This window comes from Polynucleobacter sp. HIN9 (genome assembly GCF_030297635.1).
Lineage (GTDB): Bacteria > Pseudomonadota > Gammaproteobacteria > Burkholderiales > Burkholderiaceae > Polynucleobacter.
In genome coordinates this window covers 1,585,003-1,608,654 of sequence record NZ_AP028140.1, presented here as the reverse complement: position 1 = coordinate 1,608,654, position 23,652 = coordinate 1,585,003, and the positions used below count along the sequence as shown (strand labels likewise).

Below are 23,652 nucleotides of genomic sequence, written 5' to 3'. Positions count from 1 at the left end.
TTCTCCTAAATGAAATGATTATTTGCCACAAGGAAAGCGACCAGCAAGGTAACGCAATGCGCTATCGGCTGCAGGTGTATTAGCATATTGCTGATTTTGCTTTGCCCAATTGACGTAATCGGCAATCACTGCATCAATCGGGGGTGCCGGTTGCTTTAGGCAGATAAACGGTTTGGCATTCGTTGGATGGCGGGTTACGAGGTAGGTATCGTAAATCGCAGTTGAGTAGCCAACACAAAAGGATCGAAATTCTGAGCTAGCAGGAAGCTGACAGTACTTCACGAGCTCTTGGGTACTTAAGGCTTTGTTTTCAGCCATGGCTGGGGTGCTTAAAAAAGATACACCTAATCCAAGTAATAGAAACAGTTTTTTCATTGTTAGTCCCTTAAAAAACATAATTTGCACCGTAATGGTGCAACATTGCGATCATATTGCCCCACTTCAAAACATAATACCGAAAATTCACTTACAAAAATAGGGGTATTAATGGATGCGATGAAATCTGGGGCCGATGTCCTTTTCATTTTGATGGGCGCAATTATGGTTTTGGCAATGCATGCGGGGTTTGCTTTTTTGGAACTTGGAACTGTGCGTAAGAAAAATCAAGTCAATGCACTGATCAAAATCCTTATTGATTTTTCGATCTCCACCATTGCTTATTTTTTTATTGGCTACAGCATTGCTTACGGAGTCAACTTTTTTTCAAGTGCAGAGTTACTCTCTCAAAAAAATGGCTTTGAGCTTGTAAAGTTTTTCTTCTTATTAACTTTTGCCGCAGCGATTCCAGCAATTATTTCTGGCGGCATTGCCGAGCGTGCCAAGTTTAATCCGCAATTGATTGCTACCTTTGTGATTGTTGGTTTTATATATCCTTTCTTTGAGGGCATTGTTTGGAACCAACATTATGGAATACAAGGTTGGATTAAAAATCTTACAGGTGATGAGTTTCATGATTTTGCCGGCTCGATTGTGGTTCATGCAGTTGGTGGTTGGCTCGCTTTACCAGCAGTCATTTTGCTGGGTGCTCGACGTGGGCGATATTCTAAGGAAGGTCAAATTGCAGCGCATCCACCTTCAAGCATCCCATTCTTAGCTCTTGGGGCATGGATTTTGACAGTGGGATGGTTTGGGTTTAACGTCATGAGCGCACAGACGATTGATAAGGTCAGTGGTTTAGTTGCTCTTAATTCTCTAATGGCTATGGTTGGAGGAACCATTGCAGCGTGGTTTGTAGGGCGCAATGATCCAGGGTTCTCTTATAACGGGCCTTTAGCTGGTTTAGTAGCAGTGTGTGCTGGCTCTGATTTGATGCATCCTCTAGGAGCACTTATCGTGGGATTGGTTGCGGGCGCTTTATTTGTCTATATGTTTACCAAAGTACAGAATCGTTGGAAGATCGACGACGTGCTTGGTGTTTGGCCATTACACGGCTTATGCGGTTTGTGGGGCGGTATCGCTGCAGGTATATTTGGTCTCACAGCCTTAGGTGGACTTGGCGGAGTCAATGTTATTGCTCAGTTAATCGGTAGCTTATTAGGGGTAGCTGTTGCTCTAATCGGCGGTTTTATAGTTTATGGAATTCTTAAAGCATCGGTTGGGATTCGAATGTCTCAAGAGGATGAATTTGATGGGGCCGATCTTAGTATTCATAAAATTTCCGCCACTCCAGATCGGGAGTCAAACTGGTAATTTGGCCTCACTATAATGAAAGCATGGCGATATATGAATTGGATGGTATTTCCCCGGAGTTAGCAGAAGGGGCATGGGTTGCAGACTCGGCTGAGGTCATTGGCCGAGTTCATCTTGGAAAAAACGCTAATGTCTGGCCGCGCGTGGTGATCCGGGGCGATAACGAGCCGATTCGGATTGGAGCTGGTACCAATATTCAAGATTCTGCGGTTTTGCACTCTGACTATGGTTGGCCACTCACCTTAGGTGAGAATGTGTCCATTGGTCATCAGGCGATGGTGCATGGCTGCACGATTGGTGATGGTAGTCTCATTGGAATTAACGCTATCGTCCTTAATGGCGCCAATATTGGTAAAAATTGCTTAGTCGGTGCGGGAGCCTTAGTTACCGAAGGCAAAGAATTTCCAGATGGCTCTCTGATTATTGGAACGCCAGCGAAAGCGGTGAAAACGCTGAGTCCGGAGCAGATTGCTGAGATGAATCGCATCTCCTCGCATTACGTCGAGAACGCTGCTCGTTATCGCAAAACCCTCAAGAAAATTTCCTAGGTTTTCATTGCTGCACGTTCTTAACGTCATTATTCCCATCTTCGCCTTAATTTTGGCGGGATACATTTGTGGCAAAACCGGTAAGTTAAGTCCAAACGCATCAACCGAAATCAATCGCTTTGTGGTGTGGCTCGCACTGCCAGCCCAAATGTTTGACTTCACTGCCCATAGTAATTGGCAGGAGTTGTGGCAACCAGGGTTCATTATTGCGTTTAGCTCGGGTGCCATTTTGGTTTATTTGGCCCTCTTAATTTATTACCGGATTCAAACTAAAGATTGGACCGTTGCTAGTTTTCAAAGCTTGAGTGGTTCGTATGCGAACACTGGTTACATGGGCATTCCGCTGCTACTCCTCGCATTTGGTGAAAGCGGTCTTGGGCCTGCCGTGATTGCCACCTTGATTGTGGTGTGCGCACTATTTGCAGTAGCGATTATCTTTATTGAGCTCGGAGTGCATGCTAAAAAGCCGTTTGGTGAAATTATTCAAACGGTTGGAAAATCCTTAGCCACTAATCCTTTATTGGTTGCCCCATTTTGTGGAGCGCTTTGGGCGACTACGGGCTTAGAGCTCTACGCGCCACTGCGCCAGTTTGTCAGTTTTTTAGGGGCCGCAGCTAGCCCCTGTGCCTTAGTATCGATTGGATTATTTTTGGTTCAAAAAACTGCTGCGCCCGCAAAGACCACTTGGAGCCTTGTGTTTGTAAAACTGATCTTGCAGCCATTCGTCGTTTGGGTAGTAGCTGATCCGATCTTGGGATTACCGACATTTTGGGTTTATGCGGCAGTATTAGTCAGCGCTTTGCCAACGGGTACAGGCCCATTTATGTTGGCTCAGTATTACCGAGCCGATGGTTCTTTGATCTCGCGGGTCGTACTCATTACTACCCTTGGTTCTTTATTTACCCTATCAATCCTAGTGTGGTGGATGACGCCTAGCTAGACTCTGGATTTTTTCCTTCCGCATCAATTTGATGTTCCCAAGAGGCATTCACAAATGCGGGGAGCTGCATGCAGTTATACGTAATACGCTGCAAAGTTGGATAGTTACTAAAACTTATCTTGGCATCATATGCATTAAACACTTGCGGAACTAAAAATGCATCAGCCATACCTGGCTGATCGCCATAGCAGAATTGACCAACGCGTGGATCATTCGAAAGACGTTTTTCTAGAGCAATGAGACCCTTTTCAAGCCAATGGTTGTACCAACCCAAGCGCGCTTCATCGCTAACCCCAAGTTTGCCAACTAAATAGCGCAGAACTCGAAGATTATTCAGTGGATGAATATCAGCGGCGATATCCTGTGCCAAACCTCGTACCCAGGCTCGATCTTCGACCTTAATTGGTAACAAAGTTCGAGTGGGGTACTTTTCTTCGAGAAATTCTATGATTGCTGCTGATTGATGCAAGGTAAGGCCTGCATCGATATACAGTGGCACTAAGCCATTTGGGTTCAATGCTTGATAAACATCTTTGAGCTGTTCTCCGCCGCCCTTGCGAAGGTGGACTGGAATCACATCATATTCAATCCCTTTTAGATTGAGTGCAATCCGCACCCGAAAGGCGGCAGAGCTGCGCCAGAAGCTATATAGAGTTGGTTTCATTAGAACGATGATACCGCACCATCACTTCTTGGATCCCAGCCACCCTTGAGGATGCCCGATGGCTCACGAATAATGCAACCCGCGTGCCCCACCGTTTCATCAAGCTCGGCCAAGATCTCAATGTCATGCCCCATATCGCGAAGCTGTTGAACTAGTGCCGGATCAAAACGAGATTCCAATTTCAGCGTATCACTGGTTTGTCCCCACGTGCGTCCTAATAGCCAGCGAGGACGGCTAATCGCATCTTGTGGATCAAGCCCATAGATGGCAGTTCGGGTAAATACTGCGCACTGGGTTTGTGGTTGGCCATCACCCCCCATGGTTCCGTAAACCATAGACCGACCATCTCTAAATAATGCTAGGGCAGGATTCAAAGTATGAAATGGTTTGCGGTAAGGCTCTAGGGTATTGAGCGCTTTAGGGTCTAGTGAAAAGCTGCAACCACGGTTTTGCCAGTTAATGCCTGTTTTCGGTAAAACAATTCCGGAGCCAAACTCATGATAAATACTTTGGATAAACGAAACGCAACGGCCCTCACCATCAATCACACCCATCCAAATTGTGTCCGCGGGTCCATGACCGGCACCCCAGGGTAGGGCGCGTTGACGATCAACTTTATTAGCCAGTGTTTTTAAAAAGCTAGGCGATAAAAATTCTTGGGCATGCTTTTGCATATATGCAGGATCCGTAATGTGTTGATCACGAATCTTGAAAGCTTGTTTAGTGGCCTCTACACAGTGATGTACATACTCTGGACTATCGACTGCAAATTGTTTGAGTTTGAGTTGATCCAAAATACCCAGAATCATCAGCGATACCACCCCTTGAGTAGGGGGCGTCATGTTGTATACATCTGCCAAACTATGAGCTAGGTGCAAGGGGTTGATCAATTTTGCATGGTGGCGTTGTAGATCATCGAGGCGCAGTGGACTACCCAATTGTTTGAGTTCTTTTGCAATCAACTCAGCGAGTTCCCCGCGGTAATAATCATTCGTACCTTTTTTGGCGATCTGACGCAAAGTATTTGCAAGGCGCTTTTGATAAAACACACTGCCAGTCTCGGGTGACTTACCTTTGACTAAAAACGTCTCTGAGAATCCAGGTTGCGGACTAAGCTCAAGGCGTTTTTTCTCAGTGAGGGCAGACTGACTATGAGTTACTGGAACACCGTGCTCGGCGTAGTGAATCGCATCTTCGAGCAATCGAGATAAGGGTAATCTGCCGCCTAAACTTTTTTTAGAGAGTTCAAAAGCCGCCCCCCATCCTGAAATGGTGCCTGCAACCGTATTGGCTGCAACAGGCCCACGAAATGGAATTACACCTGTGATTCCTTGCTCCTGATACCACGAGCGAGTTGCTAAAGCAGCAGCACCTCCGCAAGCATCAATGCCTCCCATGGCCTTACCAGGCGCATGAATCACCCAAAAAGAATCTCCGCCAATCGAATTCATATGCGGATAAACCACTGCAATGGTGGCGGCTGCCGAAATCATAGCCTCTAAAGCATTACCGCCCTCCCTAAGAACTGCAAGCGCTGATTGAGAAGCGAGTGAGTGAGGCGCAACGGCCATTCCACGGATACCCCATTTTGGTTGCATAGCAATACTTTCCTTTGAACTAAAACGAGGAATAGATTCCCCAAATTAAAGAATTAACGCACTACTTTAGGGAATAGGTCTAGTGCACACCTAATTTTTCTCGATACATTTTACTTTGCAAGGAATTACTAAATTCTGGTGTCTTGCTTGAATTAAGTACTTCATGTCATCGAAACACATTATTTGGAATTTTATAACTAAGGAGAAAATAAATGAGTTCAAGCCGTCGTAAGTTTTTAACCAAAAGTTTAGGTGCCGGTGTTGCTGGCGCCGCACTTGCTGCGCCTGCCATTGTAAAGGCTCAGTCTGCACAAACCTTTAATTGGAAGATGACCAGCGCCTATCCAAAAGGCGCACCCTTTTATATGGATGGTCCAGGTAGCGCTACTGATTTAGCGAAGCGCATTCTGGAAATGTCTGGTGGTCGTTTACGTATTCAGGTATTCGGTGCAGGCGAGCTGATCCCAGCGTTTGAGGGTTTTGATGCAGTGCGTGCGGGTACAGTTGAGATGAATCACGCAAATGCTTATTTCTGGACTGGTAAAACAGCAGCTGCCCAATATTTCACGGCAGTGCCATTTGGTCTTAACTTTCAGGGTATGAATGGCTGGCTCTATGACGGCGGTGGCAATGACCTGTGGAACGAAGTCTACGCACCGTTTGGAATGGTGGCCATGGCTTGCGGTAATACTGGCGTTCAAATGACGGGGTGGTTTAAGAAAAAAATTAATTCTGTAGCCGATCTCAAAGGTTTGAAGATGCGTATTCCTGGATTAGCTGGCAAAGTCTATGCCAAATTAGGTGTTGATGTGAAGGTGCTACCCGCCGGTGAAATCTTCCCCGCACTTGAGCGCGGCGTAATTGATGCTGCTGAATTTGTAGGACCATTCCAAGATCGTCGCTTAGGTTTGCAAAAAGCCGCCAAGTTTTACTACACCACTGGCTGGCATGAGCCCGCAACTACGTCTGAGCTACTCATCAATAAAGCAGCTTGGATGAAGCTACCAAAAGATCTGCAGGAAGTTGTTACCAATGCTGCAGCGGCCTGTAATGTGATTGGTGAAGCATGGTGTCAGAAAAATAACGCAGACGCTATGGAGGATTTGGTTAAGAAGCAAGGTGTTCAAGCCTTGCAATTACCAGACTCTGTCATCAAAGCGATGCGTGATGAAACCATGAAGATTCTGAACGAGGAAGCTGCAAAGGATCCGATGACCAAGAAGGTTCATGACTCCTATTTTGCCTACAAGAAAAAATATGATGCCTGGGCAGTCTATAGTGAAGCAGCCTATCACAGCAAGGTTCGTGGTTAATTAACAAATCGGGAGATTCAGTGCAAAAAGCATCGGCAGTAATTGCGTCGCGCATTGAGGCCTTGATTGATCTATTTGGCAAGGTGGCCTCCTGGCTCACCTTGTCAATTGTTCTTTTGATCGTTATCAATGTGGTCTTACGTTATTCAATGAGTCTTGGAAGTGTTTGGGCTCAGGAATTGGAGTGGCATCTATTAGCCGCCATGATTTTGTTTGGTATGAGTTATGCCCTATTGCGTGGTGAGAACGTTCGGGTTGATTTGTTCTATGCAAATTATTCCCCCCAAAAGAAATACATTGTCGACCTGGTTTCAGCAATACTGACAGTACTGATTGCCTTGATCTTTATTAAAGTATCAATTAATTACGTCGGACAATCGTTCTCAATTGGCGAGAAGTCGCCCGACCCTGGCGGTATACCAGCGCGTTGGGTAGTTAAAGGCCTGATACCAGTTGGCTTTGCCTTACTTGCACTTCAGGGGGCAGCAGAAGCAATACGGGTTTATCTCAACCGTCCTGGAAATAAGGGGGCGGATCATGTTTAACCCCGAGATCATTGCATTTTTGATGTTGGGCGGGTTTTTTGTCATGCTCATGATTGGCATACCCGTTGCGATCTCACTGGCAACTGTTGGATTCGTATTTGGCTTTATTGGCTTTGGTGACACGCTCTTTAATTTGTTGCCAGCTCGCGTCTTTGGGGTGGTTGGTGGCTATCAATGGCTTGCGATTCCGCTCTTTATCTTTATGGGCATTATGTTAGAGAAATCAAGGCTTGCTGATGATTTGCTCGATGTGATTGGTCATTTAGCAGGGGGTGTGAAAGGAGGTATGGCCGTTGGCATCGTTCTCTTTGGCGCCTTAATGGGTGCGACCACCGGAATTGTGGGTGCAACCATTATTACCTTGGGACTCTTAACACTGCCAACCTTACTCAAACGAGGTTATGACAAAGGGATTGCGTGCGGCACAATTTGCGCATCTGGAACCTTGGGTCAAATTATTCCTCCCAGTCTGATCTTAATCTTGCTCTCTGATATCTTGCAATTATCGGTTGGCACTTTGTTTGCAGCGGCAGTGATGCCGGGTTTATTGCTTACAACCGTATATGTGGTTTATTTATTGATTCGAGGATGGCTACAGCCTGAACTGATGCCGCCCATCCCGATCGAGGAGCGTAGTAAGGTCTCGGGTAAAGAGCTTTGGATTCGGTTTTGGAAAGTGGTTGTACCACCCATTATGTTGGTGGTCGCCGTCTTGGGATCGATTGTGGGCGGTGTTGCCGCGCCTACTGAAGCAGCTGCAATGGGTTCATTTGGCGCTATCTTGGTGACCGCATTTTCGGGTCGTCTGACCTGGGAGCGTTTAAAGGCTACGATGATTGATACCACCAAAATCAGCGCTCTGATGATGTTCATCTTGATTTGTGCCCAGGTATTTTCATTGGCCTTTAGAGGGCTCAATGGTGAGGAGCTGATTGCCAAGCTATTTAATGCAGTGCCCGGTGGACTTAATAGTGATATTTGGCTTATGTTGCTTCTTATTTTCGTGCTGGGATTTTTCTTGGAATGGATTGAGATTAGCTATATTGCCGTTCCACTCTTTATGCCTATTTTGTTATCCCAAGGTGCAGATCCGGTTTGGGTTGCCATGATGGTCACGGTTTGCTTGCAATCCTCATTCTTGACCCCACCATTTGGTTGGGCTCTCTTTTATCTCAAAGGAGTTGCTCCGCCAGAAGTATTAATTAAGCATCTTTACAAGGGCGTTGTACCATTCATCGTTATGCAGGGCGTGACACTATACTTAGTGTTCCAGTTCCCTCAAATCTCGCTATGGTTGCCTAAGTTAATTGGATGGTAAAAAAGTAATTAGTATTAAATCACTCTCGTACTCGGGCCCTGTGCCCGAGCGAGGGCTTTGTACTGACTGCGGGATTTCTAGATCTTCAGATCCCAAACGCTGTGGTCGAGCTTGCCAGTTTATTGACCCCCAATACGAGTCTCTTGAGCAATCAATCCACGGAAATGCCCGAGCATTAGAAGGGGATCAACTCTTCTTTGGGGTTTATCGCAAGATGTACCGAGCCAGTATGCGTGAGCCGCTCGAGGGTGCCCAGTGGACCGGAATTACCACCTCGATTGCTAGCCAACTTCTCAATAACAATTTAGTAGATGCCGTATTAACGATGGCGCCAGATCCAGATGATCGTTGGCGACCCATGCCTGTCTTGATCACCGATCCTCAAGAGCTTCATCAAGCACGCGGGATGCGGATGGGCTACGCTCCGCTCCTGGCTCTTCTAGATGTAGCAAAAGAGAGAAATTACCAACGGCTTGGAGTGATTGGCATTCCTTGCCAGGTTTATGCATTACGAGCTTTAGAAAAAGAGTTGGATCTAAAAAAACTCTATGTGATTGGTACGCCTTGCTCGGATAACACTAGTACCGAGAACTTTCATGAGTTTTTGCAACTGATTGATGAGAGTCCAGAAGAGATTACCTATTTAGAGTTTAGGGCCGACTACCATGTAGAAGTTCGTTATCAAGACGGAAAACAACGAACAATCCCATTTTTGATGCTGCCATTATCAAAACTCAGACCCGATTTTTTTCCATTGACGTGCAGAACTTGTGTGGATTACACCAATGCTCTCTCCGATATCACGGTTGGCTATATGGGTGGCTCTGGCGAGCAATGGTTAATTGTGCGCAATCAACAGGGAGAGGGGCTACTGAATCTATTAGGTAATCAAATCAAACTAAGCGAACCAGAGAGTGCTGGTAATCGTATGAGTCCGGTCAAAGGATTCATGAAAAACGTGGAGTTAGCTGCTGGTGGTTTACCACTGCGTCAGATGCCCAATTGGTTACGACCGATCGTCGGGTGGCTCATGCCAAAGATTGGACCCAGGGGATTAGAGTTTGCAAGAGCGCGAGTTGAGATGAAAGCCATTGAAACGGTATTGCATCTTCGCAGAGAGCTACCAAAGAAGATGAAAAACATGGTGCCCAATCATGTTTGGCAACTAGTCAAACCTTACGGGCTAGTTGCAAATACCAGTGAAATCAAAGATGAAGTGAAGAGTACAGCTAAAGAGAAATAACAAACAGGGCAATGATTAAGAGATTCAGGATGCCAAAAATAATGAAGACGGGTTTATAAATATATTTTCGCTTAACCGCTTCATCGCGCTCTCGTTGTGTTTTTGGATCCATAGCAGATTATTTTTTTGGTTTTGCTGAAAAAGCACCAAATAAAATTAAGACGGCAATCACAATACCAATGAGGTCTTTATCCCGTATATACATGTAAAACCCTAAACCAAGGGCAATAAACCCAAAGATCATCCACCACGTTCTAGAAATCATCGATATACCTTACCAATAAACGATCCAAAAACAAAGCCCCCAGACAAGCTGAGGGCAGAATTTGGTGGCGAATCAGGGATTTGAACCCCGGACCTGCGGATTATGATTCCGTCGCTCTAACCAGCTGAGCTAATTCGCCGAACTGAGAATTATAAGGTAAAAGGCCTCAAGAGCCAGCCAAGCTCAAACTGGGGAATATCACATCCGTGAGGTTTGGGAATTTGTCGTTTAAAAAGACATTTGAATACTTCTGGACAGGTCGAGTTATTCCAGTTTAAAACGGTCACATAGTTTTCACATAACACTGAGCACAGGGTTTCCAATCTTTTAATAAGAGAGCATTGCTTAAAACAAAAAGACTAGATAGCGCCATTGCACTTCCAGCAATCATCGGCGATAGGTATCCAGCGGCTGCTAGCGGAATACCTGCCGTATTGAAGGCAAAAGCCCAAAATAAGTTTTGCTGAATCTTTTTCCAGGTTTTTTTTGAAATGTCTAAAGCTTGAGGTATTAAAGCGAGGTCACCTCTCATTAAGGTAATACCTGCCGATTGAATTGCTACATCGGTACCTGTGGCCATGGCTATTCCCACATCAGCACTGGCTAAGGCTGGCGCATCGTTGACACCGTCACCCACCATCGCAACCCAGCGTCGATTTTTATTAACTGATATTTCTTTCAGGTTCTGAACAATTTGTGCCTTATTCTCTGGCATTACGGAGGCATAAATTTCATCAATACCAATCTGCTTCGCAACTGCTGATGCTGCCTCAGCCCGGTCACCAGAGATCATCGCTGTTTGAATTCCCTCTGAATGCAATGAATTAATCACAGCCTTCGCATTAGGCTTAATTTCATCTCCAAACAGGAAAAGGGCAATGTACTCATTACGGCCTTTCACTCGCAGGACTGAACTGGTTTGACCATTATTCAGAATCGAGTGAAATTTAGTGGCAATCGGTTGAAAATCAGCCTCCTTGCTAACGGATTCAAGGCTTTGTAAAACAAGTACAGCGTCTTTCCAGGGGCCTTGATTTAGTTTGCCTTCAATGCCAATTCCTGCAATGATAGTGCTATCAGATACCGATAGCGGAAAAGTTCCTGAAGCCTCTGCTTGGTTAATCACTGCTTTGGCAAGCGGGTGTTCGCTACCAAGTTGTAATCCTACTGCGCTCGCTAATATTTCAGATGTTGTGGGTCGGTTATCAAACGGAATAATCTCCAAAAGTCGAGGCTCACCTATTGTTAAGGTCCCAGTTTTATCAAATGCAACAATATTGATTCGATGGGCAAGCTCTAAGACTTGGGGATCTTTAATGAGGATTCCATGGCGAGCTGCGACACCTGTACCAGCCATGATGGCTGCGGGTGTGGCTAACCCGAGGGCACAGGGGCAGGCAATCACAAGGACTGAAACAGCTCGCAAGATGGCAGTACTCGCTGATTCTAGGACTAGCCAATTAATAAGACCCGTTAGAAGGGCAATGAGTAAGATAGCCGGAACAAAGTAGGCGCTAATTTTGTCAACTAGCTTTTGAATCGGTGCTTTTTGGGTTTGAGCATCTTCGACCAAGAAAATGATTTTGGATAAAACACTTTCAGCACCAATGGCCTGTGCTTCAATGATCAAAGCGCCATCCCCATTCATTGATCCTCCAATTACCTTCTTGGATACTTCCTTTTTAACAGGGTTACTTTCCCCTGTAAGTAACGATTCATCAACGTGACTGGTGCCGTGAAGTACAATGCCGTCGACAGGAATTCGCTCGCCTGGTAAGACGACGACACGGTCACCTGGGAGTAATTCCTCAATGGGCAATGTCCGATAGTTTGCATTCCCTAATGATTGGAAATCCTGATCAGGATATAAAACCTTTGCGTCTTCAGGCCATAGTTTTTCCAAAGCCCGAATCGCTTCACTGGTTTGTTTCTTGGCACGTGCCTCTAGCCATTTACCAAGTAAGACCATACTAATGATGACGGCTGAACCTTCAAAGTAATACTCATGGGTATGTTCTGAATGCGATAGTAATAAGAAAAGGCTTAGTCCATAAGCAGCGCTTGTTCCAATGGCAATTAGCAGATCCATATTCCCAGAACCAGATCGCAACGCATGAAAACCAGCGCGATAAAAGCGCCATCCCAAAACAAATTGCACGGGTGTTGCCAAGGCCAGTTGCCACCAGCCATTTAAGGACCAATGAACCCCAAAAGGCATGAGAAGCATCGGAGTTATTAGTGGTGCGCTGAGTAAAAAACTGATGATCACTGATGCTCGGCCATCAGCATTCCACACCATCTCATGGGCATCAACGGATTGTGTTGGTTGATGGACACGTGCTTCGTAGCCAGTCTTTTGAATTTTCTCAATCAGATCATCAACCGAGAGCGTTGAATGTGGAGTTAATCGAACACGGGCCTGCTCGGTCGCTAAATTAACCGTTACCTTATCAATATCTGGGACTTTTTGGAGGGCTCGCTCAATGCGCCCAACGCAGGAGGCACAGGTCATCCCTTGAATATCGAGCGTATAAAAAGCTGAATCGGTTGGTGGCTTAGCCATAAAGAATACTGTACAGTATTAACAAATGAGTATGTAGATCAAAGGACGGTGTTTATGAGATTTACAGTTTCTGGAATGACTTGCGGGGGCTGCATTAAGGCGGTAACTAGAGCGATTCAATCGGCCGATCCAAATGCACAAGTTAAGGTGGATTTACCTACTCAATCCATTGAATTACAAACTGTGCTCAGCACCTCCGAGGCTCAAAATCTTATTGAGGATGCTGGTTTTCCGATTGTGAAGACTCTGTGAGAAATTTGGTAATTGCGCAAGTTCTAAGTCATTTACCCTTAGATAGAAATTAGCTTGAATTACACCACTAAATATCTATCACTAAGTTAAAGTACATATAAGATTATTGTGGTGTAAATCTGTCGTTTTAAACGACTATGAATCATAGTAGTTCTACCCCAAAATTTCGCATAATCAGTACAAAAATCCCAAAACAAACAAAGGTTAGTAAAACGCAAGCCCCCATCGTGAGCCAAAATCCCAGTTTAGGTAACAGGTAAGGGAATACTAAAAACATAGGCAGCGTTGGAATCACATACCAAAAGGTGTAATAGGCATGATTCGCTATTTTCTCTTCTGATTGATTTTCAATGAACAGCCAAGTAAGAGTAAGTAGCGTCATCAACGGCAATGCCGCAATGAATCCACCTAACTTATCACTGCGTTTGGCAACTTCGCTAATGAATACCACCATTCCAGCTGTTAAAAGGTATTTAGTAACTATCCAAGTCATTGTTTTGGTTCCTAAAGGTGAGGACGTTAAAGCAATTCTATGGAAAAAGTGTTAGGATTTGTTCATGTTGAGAAGATTTCTCATATGCCTCTTGGTTGTTTTTGTCCCGGTTCAGTCGTGGGCAGTGATTGATATGGGCATACAGCACCAGCAAAAAACATTGCAAATGCCCCGGATGATCGAGGCCAATATCGCGCACGAATGTCATCAAAATGGCGCATCAGCAACAGAGAGTCCCCATTCTTCACATCAACCATCGGATAGTTCGGGTTGTAACTCTTGCACTCTATGTATGGCGATTGGGTTTTTGCAGGCTCCCCAAGCACTTGACCTAACTGATTCTTTTAGCCAAGCTTTTTATTCAATTAATCAGCCCTTAATTGGGGTTGATATTTCTGACCTAACAAAACCACCTATTCGTTAACTCCCTAGGATAAGTCCGCCCAAAATTTGGGGGCGATTTTAATTGGAGAGTGATATGAAACGAATACTTCTTGGTTTATTTTTAAGTACTACACTGCAAGCGCACGGAAACTCTATTTGGGTTGAGCAAAATAATCTGGTTGGGGAGATTGGGGGTTGGCGTACTTACGCCAAAGAAAAGGTGCAAGAGCAACCTTTACCCCAAGGGGCTACTTATTCACTAAATCAGGCGATCGAGCGATCCCTTAGTCAGCAGTTGGATTGGACCAATTATTTACCCGGCTCAGAATCAATCCAAAATTTCTATTTGTTAACTCCAGCACAACGCTCAGCACTTCAACAGCGCTACACCATCATCTATGAAACCACCAAGTCCTATTACGAGCTGGTGGCTCTTAAAGAGAAATCAAGATACATGGCAGATGTTGTAGATGCTGTTCAGGCAGCCTCAGAACTAACGAATCGGATGCAAAAGGTTGGCAATATCAACCAACTGGGACAGCTTAAACAGCAAAAAGAATTGCTAAAGATCCAGCTAGAAATGCAATCATTGCAGACAAAAACCAAAGAAGCAACGGAGCGTTTTATTCAGCGGATGAACTTTGACCAACGCGACCTTAAATTAGACGTAGAAAATCGCTTGCCAACTCCTCCAAAAGATGCGAGGAAATTAACAGACAAAGAGGGGCGAGCTATTGATTTAGGTGACATCAATAATCCAGCTACCGTTCAAGTTCGCTCTAACGCACGCATTGCCTACGAAAACTACCTAGAGCGATTTCAAAAGGTAAGGACTTATCAAACAGAAATTTTGCCGAACCAAAAGAAAATTTCTGAGGAAAAATTACTCCGCTATAACGCGATGCTGATTGACGTATTTCATTTGCTTGAAGATGCTGAGGATCAGCGCAAAACAGTGATGCAGTACATCGACGCAAATGCAGCCTTTTTAATCCAATCGGCACGCCTAGAAAAGGCCTTAATTGATGCCCAGATGGATTTTTCTAATATTAATGCGAGGTAAGTCATGAATTCACGTAGAGCATTTCTAAGTGGTGCGGCAGTGACTATGGCAGCCGCTGGAGTTAGTCGTCACGCCTTGGCGGGCTTACCCGAGCCTGTTATTCAAACCAGCCCTAATACACAAAATCCACTGTTTCCCAAAACCGGTCGTGAGTACAACCCAGTTGTTACTCTCAATGGTTGGACTTTGCCATGGCGAATGAATCAAGGGGTAAAAGAGTTCCATTTAGTGGCAGAACCTGTGGTACGGGAAATGGCGCCTGGCTTTAAAGCCCACTTATGGGGGTATAACGGCCAATCCCCTGGGCCAACAATTGAGGTTGTTGAAGGCGATAAAGTACGCATTTTTGTAACCAATAAGCTACCAGAGCACACCTCAATTCATTGGCATGGTCAACGCTTACCAAATGGTATGGATGGGGTAGCTGGCTTAAATCAGCCGGCAATCCCGTCAGGCAAAACATTTGTTTATGAATTTACTGCTCGTCGTCCTGGAACATTTATGTACCATCCACATGCTGATGAAATGACTCAAATGGCGATGGGCATGATGGGCTTTTGGGTAACTCACCCCAAAGGCAAAAATCCGGACATTGATGAAGTCAATCGTGATTTTTGTTTTTTACTGAGCTCCTACGATATTGATCCGGGTAGTTTTACGCCTAACCCAATGACGATGCTCGACTTTAATATTTGGTCTTGGAATAGCCGGGTATTTCCTGGTATCGATACTCTGAATGTTCGCTTAAACGATAGGGTACGAATTCGGGTTGGAAATCTAACCATGACCAATCATCCCATTCATTTGCATGGCCATGAGTTCCAAATTACCGGGACCGATGGCGGGCCGACCCCAAAGGCTAATCGCTGGTATGAAGTAACTGCTGATGTTGCAGTGGGTCAAATGCGACAGCTTGAATTCTTGGCTGACGAGGAGGGCGATTGGGCGTTTCATTGCCATAAAAGCCATCACACCATGAATGCGATGGGCCATGATATGGCTAATCTCATTGGAGTTGATCATCGTGGCGTTGCTGGAAAGATAAAAAAACTCATTCCAGACTACATGGTGATGGGTGAGCGTGGCATGGCCGATATGACGGAAATGGAAATGCCATTACCTGAAAATACGATTCCGATGATGACGGGTGATGGACCCTATGGATCGGTTGAAATGGGTGGCATGTTTAGCATCCTGAAGGTTCGTAAAAATCAACCGCACAATGACTATAAAAATACTGGCTGGTACAAACAACCTCCCGGTACGCAGGCTTATGAATGGAAGGGGCAGCTGCCCACGATCAAGCGAAGCCAATCAGCCGGCCCCTCTGCCATGAATCGGGTTCATAACCAACCAGAGGTTGAGGTCAATGTTGTTAAACCATCCGGACATTCAAAACATAATCACTAGGAGCATGACATCATGATTAGAAAACTTGTTTTAGCACTTGCCATCGTTTCACTGCCTCAGTTGGTGCTAGCTCATGGCGATCAGCATAAAAAATCTACTCAGCCAGCCAATTTTATCCAGGAAGATTGGGGGATTGGGGCTAATAAAAACGAAGTAAATCGAACAGTCTTAATCACTATGACCGATAAGATGCGTTTTCATCCCGATCGGATTGAGGTAAAGCTGGGCGAAACCATTCGTTTTCAAGTAAAGAACGATGGAAAATTAATGCATGAAATGGTAATTGGCACAAAGCCTGTTTTAGATAAGCATGCTGAACTGATGCTAAAAAATCCTAATATGGAACATGATGAAGCGTACATGGCTCATGTCGCGCCCGGTAAAACTGGTGAAATCATCTGGAAATTCAATCGCAAGGGCAGCTTTGACTTTGCATGCTTGATGGCTGGGCATTATCAGGCTGGCATGATTGGAAAAATTGAGGTGAAATAATGAAAAAGCTCTTTTTACCAATTCTTTTATTGCTTAGTTTTTCAGCTCACTCGGTAGAGTGGACCAAGGGTGAAATTCGTCGAATTGATATAGACAATAAAAAAATTACTATTCGTCATCAGGAAATCAAAAGCCTCGATATGCCTGAAATGTCGATGGTTTTTCAAGTTGAAAATGCCGCCCTTTTACAAAGCTATAGCGTGAATGAGCGTATTGAATTTGTCGCTGAAATGAAAGATAAGAAGTACTTTGTCAAAGAAATTCGGAAAAGTAACTAAAAGCCATCAATTGCTAATCGAAAACATAATACAAACATCTCAAGTTCAAGTGAATACTTATCGTCGATCTTTACTTTTGGGAGTCCTTCTATTCCCTGCATATGGCTTTGCCGCACCTGAGAAATTAGACATCACTATGTGGCGTGGTCCAAAGTGTAAATGTTGTAAGGACTGGGCAACTTACTTAGAAAAAAATGGTTTTATTGTTAAGGTAAATAATGATGGCAATACCGAGATTCGGCAAAAGCTTGGTATGCCAGTTCAGTTCGGATCATGTCATACAGCCTTGATTGACGGCTATGTGATTGAAGGCCATGTACCTGCTAAAGAAATTAAGCGTTTGCTTGCTGAAAAGCCTAAGGTATTGGGCCTAACGGTCCCTGCAATGCCATTGGGTTCGCCAGGCATGGATGGGCCTGAGTACAAAGGAAAAAAAGATCCGTACGATGTTTTGATTATTGATAGCAAGGGAAGACCCAGCGTATATCAGTCTTATAGGTATTAGAACTAAAAGGACATATTTTTGTCGTTTAAAACGACACCTCCATATTCAAGCTTTCTGAAACTTTTCACACAATCACCGCACATTTTCTTGTGCACTCCGCGTGCTTAACCCGCCAGCCATATGCCATAAGGCTTCCAAGATGTGTGTAGTGAACTGTGAGACACAATGTGCGCACACCAACTTTTGTGGTTTCGTTATGTCTTTGAAACGATTGAGAATTTTCGAGAAACTTCGAGCTTATGATTCCGTCGCTCTAACCAGCTGAGCTAATTCGCCGAACTGAGAATTGTAGCAAATTGACTGTGGTGCTGTGTGAATGTGCCCGCTGTGGCTAACTCTGTCTAATGGCTCAAACCGTTGTGGCTGCGGGATGCCCTAACTAAAATATTGTCGTTTAAAAAGACAATGCCTCGGTATCTCTAAAGTCATAAATTAATTGATCAAATCAAAACCCATTATTTATAGTGGTTATTGAAAATTTTTAGATCCACTTAGAATGTAAGCATGCGCTTTAAATTCAATCGATCTTTTTTGATAGCTTTCTTGTTCTTGGGAATTTTTCTCAAGTGCATGTCTCCGTTCTTACATGCGCATATCGCTGGAGATAACGATTATGGATTTCATGTATCGGGTTTGAGCGCATTTGATAGTGCGCGACTCTTAGATGATGGCAGTCCTGAGCCAATCCCGGATTCGTATGCAGTGACCGTTCCCGATGCTCGTAAGCATTTTCTCGACACTACTTTTGTTGTTGCCTTTGTTGCAGTTGTCCTTTTAGTCTTAAAAGATCGACCCTTTATTCGGCGTGTTTCGTTTGCCAAGACCTTATTGGTCCCGTTTTCATTTCTTAACCCCAAGTTCCCACCCCCGGCCTTAGCGCCACCCCATCGCCACTTCATCTAAGCGCTTACCGCGTTAGGTAAGCCAATGGATGGTGGCAATCCCTAAAAAGTACATTTCATTGCATTAAACCCTTAGCGGGTTGTTCACCTCCATTCTGGGCGGTTTCTCAAGAAACCAAGTTCTGCACCGAATAGGGTGCGAAATCGGTATGGGGATGTTTATGTATTACCAAGATAGCGATGGTATTTATGTGCCACAAAAACCAGTCACGCATCGAAATGATGAATTTGTTGAAGATCAGTTTGCTCATTTATTTGAAATGCAATCCAAGCATTTTTGGTATCTAGGGCGCCATCGTTTTTTATTAGAGTCATTAAAGCGTCATCAAGCATCAGAAAACTTCTCAGCCATTGATTTGGGTGGGGGATGTGGCGGCTGGGTGCAATACCTTACTCAAACAATCCCTAATCGATTAACCGATTTGGCGCTGGCGGATTCCTCCCGGGTAGCACTCCTCAATGCCAAAGGGGTACTAGATGAGGATGTTGACCTATATCACGTTGACCTCATGGATTTACAAATGCAGGAGCAGTGGGATACCGCTTACTTATTGGATGTGATTGAGCATTGCCCAGATGATGTCACTGTGATGCGGGAAGCGGCTAAAGCACTAAAGCCTGGTGGCAAGCTATTTGTGGCGACCCCAGCGCTTGACTTCTTTTGGTCGTACAACGATGAGTTCGTAAAGCACGTGCGTCGCTACGACAAACGAAAGTATCAGGAGCTGGCAAAGAATAGTGAATTAATCCTCAAAGATGCGCGCTACTTTATGTTCTTCCTCAGTCCGCTGTACTGGCTATCCCGTAAAACCCGCCCCAAAGAGCTTAATGAGGAGCAAATGGCAAAACTCTATAAAGAAGAGTACAAGACGCCTCATCCCATTATTAATAATGCCCTTAAAGCTGTGTTTTATGCAGAAACGCCATTGGGTCATCACCTTTCCTTTCCGTGGGGGACATCCATATTGGGGGTGTTTGAAAAGCCAAAAAATTAATATCTGACTATAAAACCTAATGAGAATGCCTGAAGTGTCGTTTTAAACGACAAACTTCAGGCCCTTGCCGTGAATTTTGTTGACCTAACCCACACCAGTTTCCTAATAGATTAACCCTAAAAAGGTAGCCTATTTAATTGGCATGCCTTAGGAATTGATTTTTTGCTTTCAACAAAAGATATTTTCCAAAAACAAGTACCAAGTGAATCAAAACAATCGAGAGATAAAATTCACCAATAAATTCGTGGCTATTTTCAGAGAATTTAATAAACCATTTCCCCCCGAATTCCTCATAAGTCATGATTCCGAACAAAACAAGTGGGATGGATAAAAGGTACATTAGAAATACCAAAATCCCCATACCGGAGCCATACCAAATTTGCCATTTGTAAAGACGCTCAAGTTTTAGATCCTTCAGATCCTGCACAATCGTTTTAAAAAGATTGGCACGCATCCAAATTGTTTGAAATGCCATCGATGTTCTTGGAACTAAGCCAATCAAGAGTCGAAGGGAAAAGATAATCCCAAAACCATATCCTAAATACACATGAATCAATCGCCAGGATTCACTATCGGCGGTAAGGTATGCCCCAATAAAAGTGATGGCGCCTGCTAGGTGAAGGATTTGCTTGAGTGTCTTCATCGATTGGCTTTAGTCTGGGATCCGAACATCATCATCGTCAAATAGACCTTGCTCAGCCCGCTGATGGCAGGCGGCACAATTGGCAGGACTTTTCACGGAAGGCTTCATAAAGTCACTGGTTTTAACTTTGCGGTGCTTACGTTCAAACCATGCCGATTTAGTAATGCGATTCTCAGTTGGTGATTCTTTAACCCGTTTATAGCTGCCCCCATATTGGGTTAGCCACTGATTGATTTGATGGTTGGATTTGGCATCGATTGAGGCATCCGTTCCATAGTGTTTGGAAAGGGTGGAAATCAATTGCTCCCATGAGGATTTTGGGAGGAATGCGGGAGGGTAGGCTAAGTGGCACGAGCCACATTCGGTTTGATATACAGGAAGCGGTTTTGCTGGCTGAATATCCTTGCTTCCGGCATTGGCATGCTTGCTAGCCAAAGCAATCGCAGCCAGTAGAACCAAGGTCAATAAAATTAGTCCAAAAAACTCTTTCATGTTCATCCCCTGATAGCGTTTATTTTTTGGAGCCATATAACTTACCCCTTTATTTGGTTAATGAAATCAAATAAGCCAGCACATTGGCTTTCTCTAAAGGGGTGCATTCCCTAGCAAGAACATCATTGCAGTTGCGTCGAAACCACTTTTCAATCTTGGCTGTTTCTGTAAATGCATCCGCATTACTGCTCGGGGCTAATGCCGGAATGACTTTGTTCGTGCTTGCATGTTTACCGGTGTTAAGAGGTGGATTGCCGTGACATGAGGCACAAGACCATTCTTTGCCATGCGTTTGGGTAAAAAAAAGCTTTCCAGCAACAGGGTTTACCGCCGCGCCTGCTTTATCTGTCCAGTATTTCAGCTGTGCAGTGGGGTTGGTGTCGCCGGCAACGGCGGCATTTACCATGCCAATGCCAATAATCAAGATGAGACTGAAGGAGTATTTCATTAGAGTCCTTTATTGTTCGGACCCCAGTATTGAATAATGTTCCTAGACCCAGGCTGAAGGCGTTATTCAGATTCGGTTCATCTTGCCGATCTACAATTTCCGTATGCGAAAACTCCCACAGTTTCTTCTGGTAATAGCACTCATCGTGATGCCGATGACAAGTTTTGCCGATTCAGATCATGAGCGAGCCAGAAAAGCCGTCCAATCCGGTCAAATCCTTCCCCTACAAGAAATCTTGCAAAAGGTTTCTAAAGATCATCCCGGTCAAGTGCTCGAAGTGGAGCTTGATCAGGAGAAGGGTGGCTGGGTTTACGAAATCAAGCAATTGACTTCGGCAGGCTCGATTGTGAAGTTAGAGGTGGATGCTAAAACTGGTCAGGTTTTAAAGCAAAAGATTAAGAAAGACTAAAAGGCCAATTGATGCGTTTACTCGTGGTTGAGGATGAGCCAACTCTACTTGAGCAATTAAAACTGGCGCTCCAAGAGCAAGGTTATGTGGTGGATACTGCCAGTAATGGTGAGGATGCGCTTCATTTTGGAAAAGAAGAAGCGATTGATGCGGCCATTTTGGACTTGGGCCTTCCCAAGCTTGATGGGATTTCGGTCTTAAAGGGATGGCGAGCTGTTAAGAAAACATTTCCAGTCATTATTCTGACCGCACGGGATAACTGGGGCGAGAAAGTAGCCGGAATTGATGCCGGAGCCGATGATTACCTCACAAAGCCATTTCATATGGAGGAGCTTTTAGCAAGGGTGCGAAGCGTTATTCGTCGCTCAACCGGTCACTCTTCTTCAGTAATTAGTATCCAAGGATTGACTTTAGATCTTGCTAGTAATCGAGTGAGTCTTGACGGCAATACCATCAATTTAACGAGTTATGAGTTGCGCTTGCTAAGTTACCTAATGCATCACCCTAATAAAGTGATTGATAAAACAACCCTGAGTGAACATCTTTACGCCTATGATGAAGACAAGGACTCCAATACGATTGAGGTCTTTATCGCGCGTTTGCGAAAAAAACTACCCGAAGGTTTGATCGAGACAGTCCGTGGCCTTGGGTATCGACTCAACGATCATGCTTAAGTCCCTGCGATTTCGGATCGTAGCCACCTCAATCTTAGCAATCCTTACCGCATTATTTGTTGCTAATCGGGTCATTACGGAGTTATTTACCCAATATGCCACAAAGCAGTTTGAACTCAATATAAAGAATCAATTTAATCAGTTAGCGAGTCTTGTCTCGATTGATTTGCGGTCTCAGCAGCCCCAGTTAGTATCGCCAGTGGGAGAGCCCAGATGGGCTAAGCCCCTATCTGGACTCTATTGGCAGATCAATGCATCAGATGGGACCGTGTTACGCTCGCGTTCCCTTTGGGACCAAACACTCGCCATCCGCGGCTCCAAAAATCAGTCTGATCAACCTCTTTTTTACGAAATCACTGGCGTTGGTCAGCATTCATTACTGGCTTACTCCAAAACCGTTTCCTTGGAGGATGCTCAGTCAACTCCATTTACGCTAACAGTAGCTGTCGATCGCTCACCGCTTGACGCTGAAATTACATTATTTTCAAGTGAAATTAGACGTTACTTATTCATTCTTGCGCTTGCACTTTTCATGATATTAATCATGCAAATTACTTTTGGATTGCGACCTCTTAGTACCTTAAAAACGGCAATGATTCGATTAAAGAGTGGTAAAAGCTCAACGATTGAAGGTGACTATCCTGCTGAGTTTAATATTTTGGTGAAAGACTTCAATACTGTTTTGGAGCAAAACCAACAGATCATTGCCCGAGCAAGAGCACAAGCTGGTAATTTGGCGCATGCTATTAAAACGCCGCTAGCTGTGATTCAAAACGCTGTCAACGACAACAATCTATCTAAAGAGGCCTTTAAGGAATTGGTTCTACAGCAGACACAATCAGCTAAAGAGCAGGTCGAGTGGAGTCTAGCGAAGGCAAAAACGCTAGCGCTGAATCCTATCGCAACAACTCGAACACCAGTTTTAGATAGTATTCAATCGGTTGTTCGAGTGATGAATAAATTGCATAGTGACAAGAGCTTACAAATTAAGGTTGAGTGTAACGACCCAAACCCAATCTTTAATGGAGAAGCCCATGATTTACAGGAAATGATTGGCAATATATTGGACAATGCTTGTAAATGGGCTAAATCAATCGTCAATATTAAGATCTCAAATAAAGTAAATTTTGTTGAAATTTGCATTGAGGATGATGGGGCTGGTTTGAATCCTGCGAAATTTGATTTGGCTCTCAAAAGAGGAATGAAGCTTGACGAGATTACTCCAGGTTCTGGGTTGGGACTATCCATTGTGAGTGAGCTAGTTGAGCTCTATGGTGGCAAAGTAAGCTTGAATCAATCGTCTTTTGGGGGGCTGTCTATAACGCTCGTGTTACCAAGTGTACTTTCAATCAATTCGTGAATGCGTCGTTTTAAACGACACTTCCAAACTCAAGCCACCTAAAATTTCACACACAATCGCAGCACATTTTCCCGTGCACTCCGCGTGCTTAACCCGCCAGCCTTTAGCCATATGACTTCCAAGGTGTGTGCAGTTAAGTGTGTCGCACAATGTGCGTACACCAACT

27 protein-coding genes and 1 tRNA gene are annotated in these 23,652 nt (G+C 44.5%); 18 read left to right on the top strand and 10 right to left on the bottom strand.

The annotated features are described in order from the left end of the window. Positions 1-18 precede the first annotated feature (18 nt). The gene (locus QUE62_RS08070; protein WP_108509406.1) at positions 19-375 is read right to left on the bottom strand and encodes a Rap1a/Tai family immunity protein; all 357 of its coding nucleotides are present in this window, start codon (positions 373-375) and stop codon (positions 19-21) included. Between the two features lie 111 nt (positions 376-486). Between QUE62_RS08070 and QUE62_RS08065 the strand changes: the two genes are divergently transcribed. Genes QUE62_RS08065 through QUE62_RS08055 form a run of 3 tightly spaced genes read left to right on the top strand, consistent with a single transcriptional unit; the run spans position 487 to position 3,177 of the window. Continuing rightward, positions 487-1,689 carry an ammonium transporter gene (locus QUE62_RS08065; protein ID WP_286223530.1) on the top strand — a complete coding sequence of 401 codons (1,203 nt, stop codon included), beginning with the start codon at positions 487-489 and terminating at the stop codon, positions 1,687-1,689. Positions 1,690-1,712: 23 nt separating this feature from the next. Continuing rightward, positions 1,713-2,237, top strand: coding sequence for a gamma carbonic anhydrase family protein (locus QUE62_RS08060; RefSeq protein ID WP_286223529.1), 525 nt, complete (start codon positions 1,713-1,715; stop codon positions 2,235-2,237). Between the two features lie 7 nt (positions 2,238-2,244). Beyond that, on the top strand, positions 2,245-3,177 hold the full coding sequence (locus QUE62_RS08055) for an AEC family transporter (RefSeq protein WP_286225245.1): 933 nt from the start codon (positions 2,245-2,247) through the stop codon (positions 3,175-3,177). On the opposite strand, the gene maiA is transcribed toward QUE62_RS08055, so the two are convergent. Then, positions 3,170-3,841 carry a maleylacetoacetate isomerase gene (gene maiA / locus QUE62_RS08050; RefSeq protein ID WP_286261452.1) on the bottom strand — a complete coding sequence of 224 codons (672 nt, stop codon included), beginning with the start codon at positions 3,839-3,841 and terminating at the stop codon, positions 3,170-3,172. The two genes, QUE62_RS08055 and maiA, sit on opposite strands and share 8 nt — an antisense overlap. Then, positions 3,841-5,439 (bottom strand): gamma-glutamyltransferase family protein, encoded by a 1,599-nt coding sequence (locus tag QUE62_RS08045; protein WP_286261451.1) that lies wholly within the window; start codon positions 5,437-5,439, stop codon positions 3,841-3,843. Before QUE62_RS08045 ends, maiA begins: the two co-directional genes overlap by 1 nt. Positions 5,440-5,651: 212 nt before the next feature. On the opposite strand from QUE62_RS08045, the gene QUE62_RS08040 reads away from it, so the two are divergent. Genes QUE62_RS08040 through QUE62_RS08025 form a run of 4 tightly spaced genes read left to right on the top strand, consistent with a single transcriptional unit; the run spans position 5,652 to position 9,858 of the window. Next, positions 5,652-6,752, top strand: coding sequence for a TRAP transporter substrate-binding protein (locus tag QUE62_RS08040; RefSeq protein WP_286223525.1), 1,101 nt, complete (start codon positions 5,652-5,654; stop codon positions 6,750-6,752). Positions 6,753-6,772: 20 nt separating this feature from the next. Beyond that, positions 6,773-7,297 carry a TRAP transporter small permease subunit gene (locus QUE62_RS08035; RefSeq protein ID WP_286225240.1) on the top strand — a complete coding sequence of 175 codons (525 nt, stop codon included), beginning with the start codon at positions 6,773-6,775 and terminating at the stop codon, positions 7,295-7,297. Beyond that, a complete protein-coding gene (locus QUE62_RS08030; protein WP_286225238.1) occupies positions 7,290-8,615 on the top strand; it encodes a TRAP transporter large permease in 1,326 nt (441 codons plus the stop codon). The genes QUE62_RS08035 and QUE62_RS08030 overlap by 8 nt, the downstream gene beginning before the upstream one ends. Next, positions 8,605-9,858 (top strand): Coenzyme F420 hydrogenase/dehydrogenase, beta subunit C-terminal domain, encoded by a 1,254-nt coding sequence (locus tag QUE62_RS08025; RefSeq protein WP_286261449.1) that lies wholly within the window; start codon positions 8,605-8,607, stop codon positions 9,856-9,858. The genes QUE62_RS08030 and QUE62_RS08025 overlap by 11 nt, the downstream gene beginning before the upstream one ends. Before the next feature lie 118 nt (positions 9,859-9,976). Here QUE62_RS08025 and QUE62_RS08020 read toward each other — a convergent pair whose 3' ends face one another. The 3 genes from QUE62_RS08020 to QUE62_RS08010 form a co-directional block, all read right to left on the bottom strand. Continuing rightward, positions 9,977-10,123: a hypothetical protein gene (locus QUE62_RS08020; protein WP_286225236.1), complete on the bottom strand. Its 147-nt coding sequence runs from the start codon at positions 10,121-10,123 to the stop codon at positions 9,977-9,979. A gap of 62 nt (positions 10,124-10,185) precedes the next feature. Next, positions 10,186-10,262: transfer RNA gene (locus QUE62_RS08015), tRNA-Met, on the bottom strand. A gap of 144 nt (positions 10,263-10,406) precedes the next feature. Then, positions 10,407-12,686: a heavy metal translocating P-type ATPase gene (locus QUE62_RS08010; RefSeq protein WP_286261447.1), complete on the bottom strand. Its 2,280-nt coding sequence runs from the start codon at positions 12,684-12,686 to the stop codon at positions 10,407-10,409. 54 nt (positions 12,687-12,740) lie between these two features. On the opposite strand from QUE62_RS08010, the gene QUE62_RS08005 reads away from it, so the two are divergent. Next, positions 12,741-12,938, top strand: coding sequence for a heavy-metal-associated domain-containing protein (locus tag QUE62_RS08005; protein WP_286261445.1), 198 nt, complete (start codon positions 12,741-12,743; stop codon positions 12,936-12,938). A 142-nt stretch (positions 12,939-13,080) separates the two neighbouring features. Here QUE62_RS08005 and QUE62_RS08000 read toward each other — a convergent pair whose 3' ends face one another. Next, positions 13,081-13,431, bottom strand: coding sequence for a DUF3147 family protein (locus QUE62_RS08000; protein WP_286261443.1), 351 nt, complete (start codon positions 13,429-13,431; stop codon positions 13,081-13,083). Positions 13,432-13,909: 478 nt separating this feature from the next. On the opposite strand from QUE62_RS08000, the gene QUE62_RS07995 reads away from it, so the two are divergent. The 7 genes from QUE62_RS07995 (at position 13,910) to QUE62_RS07965 (ending at position 19,460) form a co-directional block, all read left to right on the top strand. Next, positions 13,910-14,878: a TolC family protein gene (locus QUE62_RS07995; protein ID WP_286261441.1), complete on the top strand. Its 969-nt coding sequence runs from the start codon at positions 13,910-13,912 to the stop codon at positions 14,876-14,878. Positions 14,879-14,881: 3 nt separating this feature from the next. After that, complete coding sequence (locus tag QUE62_RS07990) at positions 14,882-16,288, top strand: multicopper oxidase family protein (protein ID WP_286261439.1); 1,407 nt, start codon at positions 14,882-14,884, stop codon at positions 16,286-16,288. A gap of 12 nt (positions 16,289-16,300) precedes the next feature. Continuing rightward, on the top strand, positions 16,301-16,780 hold the full coding sequence (locus QUE62_RS07985) for a cupredoxin domain-containing protein (protein WP_286261436.1): 480 nt from the start codon (positions 16,301-16,303) through the stop codon (positions 16,778-16,780). Continuing rightward, on the top strand, positions 16,780-17,058 hold the full coding sequence (locus QUE62_RS07980; RefSeq protein ID WP_286261434.1) for a copper-binding protein: 279 nt from the start codon (positions 16,780-16,782) through the stop codon (positions 17,056-17,058). The genes QUE62_RS07985 and QUE62_RS07980 overlap by 1 nt, the downstream gene beginning before the upstream one ends. A gap of 49 nt (positions 17,059-17,107) precedes the next feature. Next, positions 17,108-17,563, top strand: a complete 456-nt coding sequence (locus QUE62_RS07975) for a DUF411 domain-containing protein (protein WP_286261432.1) — start codon at positions 17,108-17,110, stop codon at positions 17,561-17,563. Positions 17,564-18,133: 570 nt separating this feature from the next. Beyond that, positions 18,134-18,466 (top strand): hypothetical protein, encoded by a 333-nt coding sequence (locus tag QUE62_RS07970; protein WP_286223520.1) that lies wholly within the window; start codon positions 18,134-18,136, stop codon positions 18,464-18,466. A gap of 154 nt (positions 18,467-18,620) precedes the next feature. Further along, a complete protein-coding gene (locus QUE62_RS07965; RefSeq protein ID WP_286261430.1) occupies positions 18,621-19,460 on the top strand; it encodes a class I SAM-dependent methyltransferase in 840 nt (279 codons plus the stop codon). 133 nt (positions 19,461-19,593) lie between these two features. Here QUE62_RS07965 and QUE62_RS07960 read toward each other — a convergent pair whose 3' ends face one another. From QUE62_RS07960 to QUE62_RS07950, 3 genes are read right to left on the bottom strand one after another with little or no spacing between them, the layout of a single operon-like run. Continuing rightward, complete coding sequence (locus tag QUE62_RS07960) at positions 19,594-20,103, bottom strand: cytochrome b/b6 domain-containing protein (RefSeq protein WP_286261428.1); 510 nt, start codon at positions 20,101-20,103, stop codon at positions 19,594-19,596. 9 nt (positions 20,104-20,112) lie between these two features. Continuing rightward, the gene (locus tag QUE62_RS07955; protein WP_286261427.1) at positions 20,113-20,631 is read right to left on the bottom strand and encodes a diheme cytochrome c; all 519 of its coding nucleotides are present in this window, start codon (positions 20,629-20,631) and stop codon (positions 20,113-20,115) included. A gap of 13 nt (positions 20,632-20,644) precedes the next feature. After that, positions 20,645-21,043, bottom strand: a complete 399-nt coding sequence (locus tag QUE62_RS07950; protein ID WP_286261425.1) for a DUF1924 domain-containing protein — start codon at positions 21,041-21,043, stop codon at positions 20,645-20,647. Between the two features lie 103 nt (positions 21,044-21,146). Here QUE62_RS07950 and QUE62_RS07945 point away from each other — a divergent pair, with 103 nt between their 5' ends. Genes QUE62_RS07945 through QUE62_RS07935 form a run of 3 tightly spaced genes read left to right on the top strand, consistent with a single transcriptional unit; the run spans position 21,147 to position 23,486 of the window. After that, entirely contained in the window at positions 21,147-21,452 is a 306-nt protein-coding gene (locus QUE62_RS07945) for a PepSY domain-containing protein (RefSeq protein ID WP_286225230.1), read from the top strand. Positions 21,453-21,463: 11 nt separating this feature from the next. Further along, on the top strand, positions 21,464-22,126 hold the full coding sequence (locus QUE62_RS07940; RefSeq protein WP_286225229.1) for a response regulator transcription factor: 663 nt from the start codon (positions 21,464-21,466) through the stop codon (positions 22,124-22,126). Next, entirely contained in the window at positions 22,119-23,486 is a 1,368-nt protein-coding gene (locus QUE62_RS07935; protein ID WP_286261423.1) for an ATP-binding protein, read from the top strand. Before QUE62_RS07940 ends, QUE62_RS07935 begins: the two co-directional genes overlap by 8 nt. Positions 23,487-23,652: the final 166 nt, after the last annotated feature.

Bases quoted from the DNA above. Each gene is read 5' to 3' on its own strand.
- QUE62_RS08070 (WP_108509406.1), bottom strand. From the start codon at position 375: ATGAAAAAACTGTTTCTATTACTTGGATTAGGTGTATCTTTTTTAAGC.
- QUE62_RS08065 (WP_286223530.1), top strand. From the start codon at position 487: ATGGATGCGATGAAATCTGGGGCCGATGTCCTTTTCATTTTGATGGGC.
- QUE62_RS08060 (WP_286223529.1), top strand. From the start codon at position 1,713: ATGGCGATATATGAATTGGATGGTATTTCCCCGGAGTTAGCAGAAGGG.
- maiA (WP_286261452.1), bottom strand. From the start codon at position 3,841: ATGAAACCAACTCTATATAGCTTCTGGCGCAGCTCTGCCGCCTTTCGG.
- QUE62_RS08045 (WP_286261451.1), bottom strand. From the start codon at position 5,439: ATGCAACCAAAATGGGGTATCCGTGGAATGGCCGTTGCGCCTCACTCA.
- QUE62_RS08040 (WP_286223525.1), top strand. From the start codon at position 5,652: ATGAGTTCAAGCCGTCGTAAGTTTTTAACCAAAAGTTTAGGTGCCGGT.
- QUE62_RS08030 (WP_286225238.1), top strand. From the start codon at position 7,290: ATGTTTAACCCCGAGATCATTGCATTTTTGATGTTGGGCGGGTTTTTT.
- QUE62_RS08020 (WP_286225236.1), bottom strand. From the start codon at position 10,123: ATGATTTCTAGAACGTGGTGGATGATCTTTGGGTTTATTGCCCTTGGT.
- QUE62_RS08010 (WP_286261447.1), bottom strand. From the start codon at position 12,686: ATGGCTAAGCCACCAACCGATTCAGCTTTTTATACGCTCGATATTCAA.
- QUE62_RS08005 (WP_286261445.1), top strand. From the start codon at position 12,741: ATGAGATTTACAGTTTCTGGAATGACTTGCGGGGGCTGCATTAAGGCG.
- QUE62_RS08000 (WP_286261443.1), bottom strand. From the start codon at position 13,431: ATGACTTGGATAGTTACTAAATACCTTTTAACAGCTGGAATGGTGGTA.
- QUE62_RS07995 (WP_286261441.1), top strand. From the start codon at position 13,910: ATGAAACGAATACTTCTTGGTTTATTTTTAAGTACTACACTGCAAGCG.
- QUE62_RS07990 (WP_286261439.1), top strand. From the start codon at position 14,882: ATGAATTCACGTAGAGCATTTCTAAGTGGTGCGGCAGTGACTATGGCA.
- QUE62_RS07985 (WP_286261436.1), top strand. From the start codon at position 16,301: ATGATTAGAAAACTTGTTTTAGCACTTGCCATCGTTTCACTGCCTCAG.
- QUE62_RS07980 (WP_286261434.1), top strand. From the start codon at position 16,780: ATGAAAAAGCTCTTTTTACCAATTCTTTTATTGCTTAGTTTTTCAGCT.
- QUE62_RS07970 (WP_286223520.1), top strand. From the start codon at position 18,134: ATGTCTCCGTTCTTACATGCGCATATCGCTGGAGATAACGATTATGGA.
- QUE62_RS07965 (WP_286261430.1), top strand. From the start codon at position 18,621: ATGTTTATGTATTACCAAGATAGCGATGGTATTTATGTGCCACAAAAA.
- QUE62_RS07960 (WP_286261428.1), bottom strand. From the start codon at position 20,103: ATGAAGACACTCAAGCAAATCCTTCACCTAGCAGGCGCCATCACTTTT.
- QUE62_RS07955 (WP_286261427.1), bottom strand. From the start codon at position 20,631: ATGGCTCCAAAAAATAAACGCTATCAGGGGATGAACATGAAAGAGTTT.
- QUE62_RS07950 (WP_286261425.1), bottom strand. From the start codon at position 21,043: ATGAAATACTCCTTCAGTCTCATCTTGATTATTGGCATTGGCATGGTA.
- QUE62_RS07945 (WP_286225230.1), top strand. From the start codon at position 21,147: ATGCGAAAACTCCCACAGTTTCTTCTGGTAATAGCACTCATCGTGATG.
- QUE62_RS07940 (WP_286225229.1), top strand. From the start codon at position 21,464: ATGCGTTTACTCGTGGTTGAGGATGAGCCAACTCTACTTGAGCAATTA.
- QUE62_RS07935 (WP_286261423.1), top strand. From the start codon at position 22,119: ATGCTTAAGTCCCTGCGATTTCGGATCGTAGCCACCTCAATCTTAGCA.